The 12,890-nt window shown below is 37.8% G+C and carries 14 protein-coding genes; 11 read left to right on the top strand and 3 right to left on the bottom strand.

Annotation, left to right across the window (positions count from 1 at the left end; translation table 11 throughout):
- Positions 1-412 precede the first annotated feature (412 nt).
- The 4 genes from HZ311_RS03835 (at position 413) to HZ311_RS03820 (ending at position 4,379) form a co-directional block, all read left to right on the top strand.
- The gene (locus HZ311_RS03835; RefSeq protein ID WP_023520114.1) at positions 413-1,099 is read left to right on the top strand and encodes a DUF969 domain-containing protein; all 687 of its coding nucleotides are present in this window, start codon (positions 413-415) and stop codon (positions 1,097-1,099) included.
- A gap of 10 nt (positions 1,100-1,109) precedes the next feature.
- Positions 1,110-2,054 (top strand): DUF979 domain-containing protein, encoded by a 945-nt coding sequence (locus tag HZ311_RS03830; RefSeq protein ID WP_034691805.1) that lies wholly within the window; start codon positions 1,110-1,112, stop codon positions 2,052-2,054.
- A gap of 249 nt (positions 2,055-2,303) precedes the next feature.
- Positions 2,304-2,948, top strand: coding sequence for a pyroglutamyl-peptidase I (gene pcp / locus HZ311_RS03825; RefSeq protein ID WP_010734749.1), 645 nt, complete (start codon positions 2,304-2,306; stop codon positions 2,946-2,948).
- Between the two features lie 165 nt (positions 2,949-3,113).
- The gene (locus HZ311_RS03820; protein WP_023520113.1) at positions 3,114-4,379 is read left to right on the top strand and encodes a hypothetical protein; all 1,266 of its coding nucleotides are present in this window, start codon (positions 3,114-3,116) and stop codon (positions 4,377-4,379) included.
- A 148-nt stretch (positions 4,380-4,527) separates the two neighbouring features.
- Here the strand turns inward: HZ311_RS03820 and pnuC are convergent, their stop codons facing one another.
- Positions 4,528-5,274 (bottom strand): nicotinamide riboside transporter PnuC, encoded by a 747-nt coding sequence (gene pnuC / locus HZ311_RS03815; protein ID WP_010734751.1) that lies wholly within the window; start codon positions 5,272-5,274, stop codon positions 4,528-4,530.
- 277 nt (positions 5,275-5,551) lie between these two features.
- On the opposite strand from pnuC, the gene gloA2 reads away from it, so the two are divergent.
- The 5 genes from gloA2 to HZ311_RS03790 all read left to right on the top strand — a co-directional run bounded on the left by gloA2 (position 5,552) and on the right by HZ311_RS03790 (position 9,297).
- Positions 5,552-5,932, top strand: coding sequence for an SMU1112c/YaeR family gloxylase I-like metalloprotein (gloA2, locus tag HZ311_RS03810; protein ID WP_010734753.1), 381 nt, complete (start codon positions 5,552-5,554; stop codon positions 5,930-5,932).
- 91 nt (positions 5,933-6,023) lie between these two features.
- Complete coding sequence (locus tag HZ311_RS03805; RefSeq protein WP_010734754.1) at positions 6,024-6,533, top strand: hypothetical protein; 510 nt, start codon at positions 6,024-6,026, stop codon at positions 6,531-6,533.
- Between the two features lie 80 nt (positions 6,534-6,613).
- The gene (locus HZ311_RS03800) at positions 6,614-6,793 is read left to right on the top strand and encodes a hypothetical protein (protein WP_010734755.1); all 180 of its coding nucleotides are present in this window, start codon (positions 6,614-6,616) and stop codon (positions 6,791-6,793) included.
- Positions 6,794-6,846: 53 nt separating this feature from the next.
- A complete protein-coding gene (locus HZ311_RS03795; RefSeq protein WP_023520112.1) occupies positions 6,847-7,413 on the top strand; it encodes a GNAT family N-acetyltransferase in 567 nt (188 codons plus the stop codon).
- A gap of 285 nt (positions 7,414-7,698) precedes the next feature.
- Complete coding sequence (locus HZ311_RS03790) at positions 7,699-9,297, top strand: hypothetical protein (RefSeq protein WP_178946477.1); 1,599 nt, start codon at positions 7,699-7,701, stop codon at positions 9,295-9,297.
- 174 nt (positions 9,298-9,471) lie between these two features.
- On the opposite strand, the gene HZ311_RS03785 is transcribed toward HZ311_RS03790, so the two are convergent.
- Both HZ311_RS03785 and HZ311_RS03780 read right to left on the bottom strand, forming a co-directional pair.
- The gene (locus tag HZ311_RS03785) at positions 9,472-9,987 is read right to left on the bottom strand and encodes an LURP-one-related/scramblase family protein (RefSeq protein ID WP_010734759.1); all 516 of its coding nucleotides are present in this window, start codon (positions 9,985-9,987) and stop codon (positions 9,472-9,474) included.
- 26 nt (positions 9,988-10,013) lie between these two features.
- A complete protein-coding gene (locus HZ311_RS03780) occupies positions 10,014-10,883 on the bottom strand; it encodes a Cof-type HAD-IIB family hydrolase (RefSeq protein WP_023520110.1) in 870 nt (289 codons plus the stop codon).
- Between the two features lie 123 nt (positions 10,884-11,006).
- Here HZ311_RS03780 and HZ311_RS03775 point away from each other — a divergent pair, with 123 nt between their 5' ends.
- A complete protein-coding gene (locus tag HZ311_RS03775) occupies positions 11,007-11,687 on the top strand; it encodes a uracil-DNA glycosylase (RefSeq protein WP_023520109.1) in 681 nt (226 codons plus the stop codon).
- Positions 11,688-11,842: 155 nt separating this feature from the next.
- Positions 11,843-12,823, top strand: coding sequence for a phosphate acetyltransferase (gene pta, locus HZ311_RS03770; RefSeq protein WP_010734762.1), 981 nt, complete (start codon positions 11,843-11,845; stop codon positions 12,821-12,823).
- The last annotated feature ends 67 nt before the right edge of the window (positions 12,824-12,890 follow it).

Raw genomic sequence — 12,890 nt, 5'->3', positions numbered from 1 at the left:
GAAACAAATGAGGCGAGGTCTGGACAGAAATATTCAGCCTCAAGAAATAAGGCACCATCCACAAAAATTGTTCTTCAAATTCTTGTGGATGGCGTCTTGTTTTTTCGAAGAGGTTACTTCTGTTCTTGTCGTTTATTCGGTTTTAAGGGAGAGAGGACTAATGTCTCAGAAACGTCTCATTTGTTTTTATGAGTTGTTTCAAACATTACAGTTTTGATCCCTTAGTTAGATGTAAAGAAATGTTATGTAGTTCAAGAAAATCGGCAGTATAAATAAGACTTCAAGTCATTTGTTGTTATGGAATTGACAGAATTTTTAAAATATATTATTTTTTTTGTAAGAATTCTCTATATTTTCAATCAATTTTATTTTATAATGAAAAAATATCATGTAATTTTTAGGAGGAAAACAGATGGAAAATTATCTTAGCCTGTTAGGCGTACTGATTGTTATTCTTGGTTTTGCTTTCAAGTTAGATTCGATCTTGATCGTTATGGTTGCGTTAGTCGTGACCGCATTTACTGGTGGATTAGGACTTGAAGGTATGCTGGAAACTTTAGGTACAAGTTTTGTAAATAACCGAGGAATGGCAATTTTTATTATTATTATGTTAGCAACTGGTACGTTAGAACGCAATGGTCTGAAGGAGTCTGCTGCAACGTTGATCAAACGTTTCAAGAAGGTATCCGCTGGAATGATCATCGATATTTATGGTGTTTTCCGCATGATCTTTGCAGCTTTCAATGTCAGTTTTGGTGGGGTGGCCGGCTTTGTACGTCCAATCATCATGCCAATGGCGTTAGGTACCGTTGAATCAAAAGGATTAACCGTCAATCCCGAACATGAAGAGGAATTAAAAGGAATGTCTTCAGCGATGGAAAATATTTGTTGGTTCTTTGGTCAAGTATTATTTATCGGTGGGGCCGGTGCTTTGTTAGTACAATCCACATTAAAAGACTTAGGCTACGAGGTAACTCTTGGACAGTTGGCACTGGTGCAAATACCAGTCGCAATCACAGCTCTAGTCGTGGCGAGTGTCTATTTTTATCTAAAAGAAAAGAAATTAGCGAAGAAATACTATTCAGGAAAGGAGAAATAAGATGGATTTTTTGAACTTTTTTACAAATTCTGAAATATTGTTAAGTGAAAAATTATTGGAAATCTTATATATCTTGATGGGACTAGTCTTGATCTATACGGGCCTTCGTAATGCCTTTGATAAAAGTAATCCTCATCGATTTGGTTCTGCCTTTTTCTGGACAGTTTTAGGAGTCGTGATTGCTGCTGGACGTTGGATATCTCCAACTTATAACGGAATCTTGATTTTCGCGATGACGATCCCAGCAATCACCAAAAGAGTGAGTAAAGGTGCAAGTCGTTTGCCATCAAAAGAATACATGGAAAAAATGTCAGATAAATTAGGGATGAAAATCTTTATTCCGGCATTGAGTATTGGGATCTTTGCCATTTTATTCGCACTATTCACTGATTTAGGTGCTTTAGTCGGTGTAGGTGTTGGGGTATTTGTAGCGATGTTGATCTTGATGTTCTTTTCAAGAGATAATCGACCAACGACTTTCTTGGATGATGCTTCAGACATGTTAGGTACAGTCGGTCCTTTAAGTATGTTACCGATGCTCTTAGCTTCATTGGGTGCGGTCTTCACGAGTGCAGGTGTTGGTACCGTGATTTCTAGTGCAGTCGGTACGATCGTTCCAGAAGGAAATGTCAATATTGGTATCATCATCTATGCGCTAGGAATGGTTCTATTTACAGTGATCATGGGGAATGCTTTTGCGGCAATCACCGTCATGACAGTCGGAATCGGTGCACCTTTTGTCTTTAGTCAAGGGGCTAATCCAGCATTGATCGGTATGGTCGCGTTGACATGCGGTTTCTGTGGAACGTTGTTGACACCGATGGCTGCTAACTTTAACGTAGTACCAGTGGCGATGTTAGAAATGAAAGATAAATACGGCGTGATCAAGAATCAACTATTTGTTGCTGTATTCATGCTGGTTTTCCAAATCATCTATATGATTTTATTTAAATAGTATCTTGAGCGAAAAAGAATCAATGATTTCCATAAAATATGGAGAAGATTGATTCTTTTTCTGAACAGCTAAGCATTTCATTATTGACTGTTTTTTGTTAAAATAGATAGACACTGAGTCCTTCTAATAGGAATGACTTACTGAAAGTACTAAATACACGAGTGAGAAACAATCAAATTTTAATGTTTAGTTAAATCTTTGAAGGATGAATTGAGCGCATCATTTTATAGAATAATGGAGGAATGAAAAATGAAAGTACTCGTAACTGGTTTTGATCCATTTGGTGGAGATAAAGTAAATCCTGCCTATGAAGCAGTCAAAAAAATGCCGTCTGAGATTGCCGGTGCAGAAATCATCAAATTAGAAGTTCCCACTGTTTTTGGTAAAAGTGGTCAAGTCGTAAAAGAAGCAATCCAAGAACATCAACCTGAAATCGTGATTTGTGTTGGTCAAGCGGGTGGACGTTCAGCGATTTCTTTTGAACGCGTAGCAATCAATCTAGCTGAAGCACGTATTGCAGATAATGAAGGTAACCAGCCATTTGATACGCCGTTAGAAGCAGACGGCCCAGCTGCTTACTTTACTTCATTACCAATCAAAGCAATGACAAAAAATGTCCATGAACATGGTTTACCAGCCTATATTTCTTATACAGCTGGTACGTTTGTTTGCAACGACATCATGTATCGATTGTTACACTTGATCGAAACAGAGTTCCCAACGATTCGTGGAGGCTTTATCCATGTACCATTCTCACCAGATCAAGTCATCGATCGCCCTGTAGGGACACCGGCAATGTCACTTGATGATATTGCGGCTTCATTGACTTATGCGGTAGAAGCAGCAGTCAACAACAAAGAAGATATTTCAGGTAACGCAGGAACAACTCACTGATAGTTAGCTGAAGCGCAGCAAGTGCAAGACACTCCTGTCACAACCTCAGCTTCACGTATGAAAAAAGCGAAAAGCCGAAAATAGCTCACATTATTTTCGGCTTTTTTGTTGCTCTTTGAACGTATTTATTTTTACTCTCTTAATTTAGAAAGGCAGGTGAAAGGTATGAATGAAAGTTGGCAAGCAATTTTTGATGAATGGTTCCCAAAAGAAATCAAGCAACACTACCCAATAAAAATCTCCAAACAATATACAAGTAGCCAACGATGGGAAATCTATGAACGATTGACGAAACAACAACGAATTGTCATGGATCAACATCGTCGTTACTTGATCCACTCACGGTTTTTGGAAGAAAACTATTTAGCAGCAACGGATTGGATTTTTTCTGACTTTAAGATCAATCCATTTTATCGCACATCACGTAGGCAACAGAAACTTTATTGTGAATGTGGCCGTGAACTGAAAGTCCAATACATCGTTCGTTCCCCTAAAACAGGTAAGGAATTAAAACTAGGGATCAATCATTTTGCAGAACACTTGCACGTTAGTCCAACAGTTGCAGCGTCGATCAATCAGGGAATGACTAAAGTGGATCTAGCGCTGGATGAGATCCTCTGGCTGAAACAACAAAATATTGCCTTTCCTGAACGACTCTGGCAAGAATATTGTCTAATGTTGTATCATAATCGCCGGCTGAAACAACCGATTTTACCAGATAAAAAGCTGACTAAACGACTCACTGAATTTCGTCATGCCCAGTTACCGATTTATCTGGCAGACTATCAAGCAATGGAAAAGTACATCCAACAAGTGAGCTATCAGGCAAAAGAAAAGCCGAAAAAAATCCTTGAGAAAAAATCATTATTTGAGGATTTTTCAGAAGATTTGACTAAAGATGTTGAAGCGTTCTTGACTAATTATCAACTATTTCTTCGAAAAGATTGGTCATCTGTTTCAATGGCTGAGACAAGCCAACCATCTGTCGCTTTTTTTGCAGAGTTTATCGCTAATCTGCGAGAAGGATCGAAGAATGAAGCTGTAGACGTCGATCGATTAGCAAAAGAACAGCGTTTTATCCAACCGCAAATTTATTATTTTGTTTGGCAACAATATCAGCGTTATGGATTTACAACTGGTTTTTTCGATAGTATCCCTCGGGTGATGAGAAATGGTTTTCTAAAGATTTTACGCAAAGAACGCGAAGAAAAACAGCAAGCTACAACAAAAACTGTGACAGAAACTGAATGGCAAGAACTTGCAAAGAAAATCAAAAAACAATCAGTCGCCTCTTTGATCCAAGAATATGAACAAGCAGACTATGTATTTACTTCAGAACAACAGCTTGCATTAAAAAAATTCCAAGAATTGGAATCAGTGATACAAACGATGGATGAAGACATTAGAATGTTGCTCAAGGATTTGATTTAGTTGACTCGAACCGCTGAGAGAATCTTGGTATGACGATACCTAGAAATAAGCGAGAAAAGTCCCATCCTATTTTGGGTGACTTTCTCGCTTTAGTAAGAGGTTTGAAAAACAAACCAATTTCTAGTACAAGTTTATTTATTGTTTTCCATCAAGAAACATGGTGCGAAAAATATTCTGCTTCCATGCGCTGCATGCGCGCTCTTTCTTTTTTGTTGTACCAAGGAGAGACAGTAAAGGCTAATAAGTCATTGATCAAGTAAACAGAGCTATTGATAAACATAGCTAAACTAGCAGACCCATGGGTATAGGAAACATACCATAAGACCATTTGTGCAAGACCAGAAGCAAGCCACCAATAATACTGATTGTTGTAGCGAAGGAAGCTAATGATGCCGGCAGAAAGACTGATCGAAAAAGCAATGGCATCGATCCAAGGACGAGGGTCGTCTGTATACGTACCAATCAAATAACCTGAAATCAAGTAAACGAAAACAGTCCCGGTTAATGCAATCAACCAACTTTTTCCACTAAATTCTCGAATTTTAGAAGCCATATTATGATTCCATTCTTTACTTAATAAAACTGGGATATCCAATGTGACCATGTAAGCAATTTGTTCGCCGATACTTAAATAGTTTTTGGCAGAAAAGCCAACGACGATAAAACAAATAGCAGAGAGAATTCCTAGAATACCGTTGACTGATTTAGCGGCATTGATTGATAAAATACATAACACCCCTAGATTTGTCCCGATAAAGGTAATGATCGATAACCAAGTGATTGGCTGATTCACAAGTGTCATGACTTGGCAACCTAGGCTAAAATAGAATAGATAATAATTTTGTTGAGGCCAACCTTTCAATTGATGAATCAAAAATCTGAAATAATTACTCATAATAAAAAACTCCTTGAAACACAATATATAGTGTCTGTTTATTTTAGAGACACAAATTATTGTATTCCTTTTAAAATTTATTTCTAGTCTTTCATTTTAAAAAAATATATGTTATTATTCGATTTGATTGTTTTCTGAGAAACATTTACTTTCAAACGATGAAAAGTAGGAGGCCATTTGATGTGGTCTCTCTTTTTTTGTGCAGCGGGAGAAAAATCTATGCTATGTCTAAAAGTATTGATAAGATAAAGGAAACAAAAAGATTGGAAGTGTGAGAATGAATTTAACAACCGTTCACCATGTTGCGATCATTGTGTCGGATTACCAAAAGTCACGTGCTTTTTATGTTGATTTGCTAGGTTTTGAAGTTATTCGTGAAAATTATCGAGAAGACCGTGGCGATTATAAGCTAGATTTAAAACTAGGAGATATGGAGCTTGAGATTTTTGGCATCAAAGACGCACCTAAAAGACCGAGCTATCCAGAAGCTTGTGGTTTGAGGCACTTAGCATTCAAAGTGGAACATATCGAAGAAACAGTCGCGGAACTACAAGGATTGGGGATTGAAACTGAACCAGTCCGTATCGATACCTTTACAGGCGAAAAAATGACTTTCTTTTTTGATCCGGACGGATTGCCGTTGGAGTTACACGAATAAAGGTAACAAATTTGTCACTTTTTCTTCCGTTCATTCGATTTTTTTCTTTCCTATTTCTTGTTATTCTAAAAAAAAACGGGGAGAGAGTGGAATGAAAAAAATAATCATTGCAGCATCGATTGCTATCATTGTTAGCTTAGCGGCTTCGTTAGGACTATTGGATGCAAACTTTTCTTTTGATGACATCAGTGACCAAGAATATCAAATCTCATTGCAAAAGGCAGTGTCTATTTTGCGAGATGAGTACCATGAAGAGAAAGTCAGTCGTATCCAGTTCAACCAATTAGACGAAGAACAAAGTAATAAAAAGATGTATGAATATATTTTTTATACTCCCAATCGAGTGATCACAGTGAATCCAATCTCAGGAAAGACGATGGTTGTTGATGAAAGCCGAAACGAACCAGGGCAATTCTTTCACTTGAAAACGATCCATCAAGTGAAACATCCACAGGCAGCAATGAAAGAAGCAGTCCATAAAGTCGGAAAACATCACGGGAAAGCAAAAAGTTGGGAAATCACGACAAAAAGTGGTCAATTGTATTATTCTGTAGCCGTCGATGGAACGAATCATTTAGAAGATGTATTGATCAGTGCTTGAAAGAGAAGTGGTTTCACTTCTCTTTTTTTATAGATAAGAGTAATCTAAAAGTGTAAAACAAAGAAGGGATTGAGGGAATCATGCAAAAAATGGTTTGTCCAAACTGTGGAAAAAAATTCACTTATGAAGAAGTAAATCATATCGTCGAACACGTAAAAAAAGAGATGCCGATTGTTTGCCCCTACTGTCGTTTTGAAGCAAAAACAATCGTTTCGAATGGTTATTTCGTGACACAAAAAATTGAAGATTATTTGAATTAGCTGTTTTGCTCTGAGATTTCATTATGGTAAAATGAAAAAAAGGAGTGTCAGAAATGATTCGTAATGCAAAAAAAGAAGATGCGGCAGCTATCGCTCCGCTTATTTTAGTTATATTGAAAGATATGGACTTACCGTTTCTTTTAAAGTACGGTGAAGAAAAAACATTAGAAGTCTTGGAAGAAGCCATTACAGACCCAGACTATCGTTACAGCTATACAAGAGGGATCGTTGATGAGCGAGAAGGCAAGGTAGCAGGAATCGTTTACGGTTATACAGACGAAGAAGAACCAATCATCGACCAGCCGTTAGAAAAAATCTTACAAAAGCATGGCATTTATGAGCAAGTAAAAATGTTTACGGATAGAGAAACATTCCCTGATGAATGGTATTTAGATTCTATCTGTGTTTCAGAAGAATTTAGAGGACAAGGAATCGGTTCCTCTTTGTTAGAAGCATTGCCACCAATCGTCAAAAAACAAAACCGCGATGTCATTGGACTAAGTTGCGATAAGCAAAACCCGCAAGCTAGAAAATTGTACGAGCGCCATGGGTTCAAAGTAATCGGGGAACGAACGATTAGTGGACATCTGTATGATCATATGCAAAAGAAAATCGTCTAGTGAGTTTTTATTGCTCAATCAAGCTTACCAGATTAACAAAATGCAGGCATACCTGAAAAGGTGTGTCTTTTTTTATTAATAAAAAAGTGAGGAATATCACATAATTCAAAAATAATTGTGAAAGAATATAAATACTATACGTTATGTTAAATGAAGAATGTATGAAATTAATGTAATTTTTCTATATAATTTCAGAAAAATATGTATTTTATCGATTTTTAGGAATATAATTACGAATGTTTTTATGTTATGAAATTTCATATATTGATGAAAAGAGATGAAAAAATGTTCAAAAATAAAGTTGTGAATCTTTCCCTAATGTCTGTTTTGCTTCTCCATTTATTTTTTCCAATCCAAGTAATTGCTGAGACATTTCTTCCACAAGATCCAGGAAGTGTTTATGATGATTTGACTGGTGATTATGGGGTATTAGGGATTGCTTCTCAGTTCCATGTGTTCGCAAAAGAAAAAACGACCATCAATGCGCATACAGAGGGGAATGTAGCAACGAGTGTTTTATCAGCAACGAATAACTTCGGTACATCGATCAGTACAGGGGATTTAAATAAAGAGATCAATTATGCACAATCCGTTGAGACAATCATTAGCTCAGCAGAAACTGCGGCTTCTGTTAAACGATCGAATAAATTTATTGTGGGACCAAACAATGTGATCACGACGGAAAACGATAAAATAATTGTCAATGGAACAAGATTGGATCATTTATCAGTGGATGAGTTCTATCAAGATCGAGAAGATGCTCAATATATTGATTTCAACAAAGAGTTTGAAAATTTAATGCTGACATCAAATATGTTGATGTCATTAGATCCATTAAAAACATATACGCCAGATGATTTCCCTGATATGAATAATCGTGTGATTGACTGTACAGATCTGGTTGGGGACCAGCCCTATGTCATCAATGTTGCTGCTTCTGTTCTGGCAAAGAATACCCCCTTACGAATCAACAATCCTGAGGGGAAAGTGCTTATAATCAATGTTGTCGATGCACCGACTAATTTTTCGGTACAATCCCAGATCCAATATAATAAACGTTCCAATCATCAAACAGAAGATTTTTCTGATGCCAATATTTCTTGGAATTTTGGTAATCTAACAGAAAAATTAGAAATCAATGCGCCTTTCCAAGGAACGATTATTGCACCTTGTGCGGATATTACAGTCAATCAAAGTCAAGATGGAACGATCATAGGGAAAAATGTGATCTTGAATGCTACAACAAATCGTTGGGACCCAAATGAAATTTTTGCTGTACCAAATACGCATGATGACACGACAGATACAACAAGTAGCAGTACAGAACCAAGTACGAGTGAAAGCAGTACAGAACCAAGTACGAGTGAAAGCAGTACAGAACCAAGTACGAGTGAAAGCAGTACAGAACCAAGTACGAGCGAAAGCAGTACAGAACCAAGCACAAGTGAAAGCAGTACAGAGCCAAGTACGAGTGAAAGCAGTACAGAGCCAAGTACGAGTGAAAGTAGTACAGAGCCAAGTACGAGTGAAAGCAGTACCTATCCAGGTAAAAATGGAAAGCAATCAGATACAAGTACCACAACAAGTAGTGCTAGTAGTGTTTCATCAACAAACGAGTCTGACGAGCCTGTTATCAGTGGAGAAGGAACAGTTGAAAGCGATGGATCAGGTACGATGCAAATGAACGATAGACGTGAAAATAAAGTAGCGCTAGCTGTTGAATCAAATACCAATAATGATGATCCTTCGACTAAGAATGTACAATCACAAAATCAACAGCTTTTCCCTCAAACAAATGGGGAAAGAAATAATTTGTGGATCATGGTAGGTGCAGTGCTTGTCTATGTAGTGACACTTCTTTTCTATAGAAGAAAACAGGTGTAAAAGAAAAAACGAAGCTGTGACATCGATTGTCTGATCCCTTTAAACCTGAATAAACGGTGTTCCAGAAGTAACTCCTTTAAAAATAAGCCAGAAAACTCCGAAAATTTGAAAGACAATTTTCGGAGTTTTCTGGCTTATTTCTCGGAGCTGGACATTTCTGTCACAACCTTATTTTTAGTTGACATCAAAGCGATAAGAAAGAGGTGTTTCTTTGTCTTTGTTTTTTCGATAGAGCCAGTAATCAAGGACAGCAGCGATACAGATACAGATAGGCGCATTTTCTTCACAAGGGATATCAAGGACATAATAATCACCGGTAAAGAGGGTTGCTTTGTCCATTTCCATGATTGGTTCATTGAAATGCTGGATCTGATAACGATGATTATAGATATCTCCTTGAACAGTCCAATGTAATCGGCGAATATAATAAAAATCTCCTGGCCAATTGAAAATCTTTTGCATCGTACCGACTTTTTCGAAATCTTTATAAAGTTCAAAGCGTGTCCCAAATGTCAGACTGATTTGTTTGATATGAGCGACTAGATCTCCATTCATGGCATAAAGAGATAAAGCATCTCCTTTCGTTCCCCAGCGGCCGACCATCAAAAAAAGTGATTTGCCTTTTTCGTCTTTGACGATTGTCCGGGTCGCACGACTCAGCTGTTTTTCCTGAATGAAAAATTCTGACATATTTGTTCCCCTCTTTCTTCAAACAACTATAGATTTTCGTTGATTGCGCGTAAGATGGCTTTGCCAACACCCGATTCAAGGTTCGTGTCTGTTAAGTATTTAGCGTAATCTTTGACTTCGATCTCTGCATTTCCCATAGCGAAACTAACGCCGGCGGTTTGCAACATGCTGACATCATTGAAATTATCACCGATCGTCATGACTTCATCTAAAGTGATCCCTCGTTCATGAGCGACATGAGCAACTGCGATTCCTTTTTGAGCATTTTTATGGTTGACTTCAAGATTATTTTGACCAGAAGAGGTCACTGCCAGTTCGCCTAAATTACTGATTTCTTTCCCTACAGGGCCTAAAATACGTGGACCTTCAGTATGGAAACAGATGATTTTTAGGACTTCAAGTTTATCATCAAGTAGTAATTCGCGAATGCTGTCAACATAAGTGATGTGTAAGAGTTCAAGATTAGCTGAAGCCATGGCGATCGCCATTTTGTAAGTCAAATGGGGCATATGGGTCGCAATGGAAGAAGCAAAGCTTTCGATTCTTTTTGGTTGGCTTTCCGAATACAATCCTTGGTTTGTCGCTACCTCGTAATAAATACCATTTGCATCTAAAATATCCATAACTGTCATGGCTTGGGGACTTGGAATTGGTACTGTAAAAAGCGACTTACCGGATCTGTCAAAAACTTGCGCGCCATTCAAAGTGATCATCGCACAATCGATTCCTGCTTCATCTAAGGCTGCTCGTGCTTCTTGTGCGTTACGTCCAGTAGCGACCATAAATTCAATACCCAGCTCATTTGCCATGCGGATTGCTTCAGTATTTTCTGTTGAGATACTCATATGTGCATCGAGTAAAGTGCCGTCCATATCAGAGGCAATTAATTTGATCATGTGATTACCGTTCCTTTCCTTTTCTCCTTCCTAGTTTAACATACTAATGCGAGATAAGATGGAAGATTTTGACTTGTTAACAAATAATTTGTGAGTTATTCTGGAAAATAGGAGGTGGGAAATTTGAAGAAAATCATCCACAATAGTTGGCAAGAAGTATTAGCTGATGAATTTGAAAAAGATTACTATCAGCAGTTGAGAATATTTTTAAAAAATGAGTACGCAACTCAAAAAATCCATCCGGATATGTATCATGTTTATGAAGCGTTAGAGCTGACTCCCTATGAAGAAGTCAAAGTCGTGATTCTAGGACAAGACCCTTATCATGGAGTAAATCAAGCGCATGGTCTTTCTTTTTCCGTACAACCAGGAGTAAAAACACCACCGTCTCTGGTCAATATCTACAAGGAATTGAAGAATGACTTAGGGATCGAACCAGTTTCTCATGGGAATTTAGTGACTTGGGCCAAACAAGGTGTGCTGCTGTTGAATACTGTACTAACTGTCAGAGAAGGGCAAGCTTATTCTCATCGCGGAAAAGGCTGGGAACAATTGACGGATGCGATCATTGAAAAGCTGAATGAACGAGACAAACCGATCGTATTTATTCTTTGGGGGAAACCTGCACAAGAAAAAATGAAAATGATCGATAAAAGTCGACACATTATAATAACAGCCCCACATCCAAGCCCATTATCGGCGCATCGTGGCTTTTTTGGTTCAAAACCATTTTCAAAAACGAATGATGCGTTGCTTGCTCTGGGTGAAACACCGATTGATTGGCAACTGCCTAAAACAGTGTAATGATACAGCGCTTTCCTGTTGTAGTGCAGTTTTTCCGGATTATGTGAAAAACTTAATTATTATCCATTATTTGACTGATACAGAAATTTAAAACTGTTCTTTTTTTTGATAATAGTGTATCATGGTAGTTAATAAAAATAACTGGGGGTCATCTTGTGGAATTGTTTGATAGTTTAAGATTTAAAATTGTACGTCGCGGCATCAAAATCGTGTTTCCAGAAGCAACGGATGCAAGAATTTTAGGAGCAGCAGCACGTTTAAAAGCAGAAGAATTAGTTGAACCGATTTTGATCGGCAGCAAAGAAGAAATTGAAGCAGCAGCAAATGCACGTGGTATCCAAACATCTAACTTCACGATCATCAATCCAAATGATTATGAAAAATGGGATGAAATGGTCGAAGCTTTTGTTGAACGCCGTAATGGAAAAGCAACAAAAGAACAAGCAGAAAAAATCTTAAAAGATGTCAATTACTTTGGAACAATGCTTACATATATGGGCATTGCTGATGGTATGGTTTCTGGAGCGATCCATTCAACCGGAGATACAGTACGTCCAGCACTACAAATCATCAAAACAAAACCAGGTGTAAGTCGTACAAGTGGTGCTATGATCATGGTTCGCGGTAGAGATCAAGAAAAGTATGTCTTTTCTGACTGTGCGATCAACGTGAATCCAAACGCACAAGAATTAGCTGAAATTGCTGTGGAATCAGCAAAAACAGCTGAACTATTCGATATCGATCCAAAAATCGCATTGATGAGCTTTTCAACAAAAGGTTCTGCAGCAGCTCCTGAAGTAGATAAAGTGGTTGAAGCAACAAGAATCGCGAAAGAATTAGCGCCTCAATATACGATCGATGGCGAATTACAATTTGATGCTTCTTACGTTCCAGCAGTCGCTCAATTAAAAGCCCCTGATTCTAAAGTGGCAGGTCAAGCAACAGTCTTTGTCTTCCCTGAATTACAATCAGGAAACATTGGCTACAAGATCGCTCAACGTTTTGGTAACTTTGAAGCAATCGGACCAATCTTACAAGGATTGAACAAACCAGTAAGTGACCTTTCTCGTGGTGCTAATGAAGAAGATGTCTACAAATTAGCAATCATTACAGGTGCACAAACATTATTAGATTAATCGAACAGTAGATCTAAAAAGAAAAGGGCTAGGGAGCTGAGGATTCCTGACTCTTTTCTTTTTTTTT

The organism is Enterococcus mundtii, assembly GCF_013394305.1.
GTDB lineage: Bacteria > Bacillota > Bacilli > Lactobacillales > Enterococcaceae > Enterococcus_B > Enterococcus_B pernyi.
Note: the sequence above shows the minus strand (reverse complement) of the source record. Positions and strands in the feature narration are given on the sequence as shown.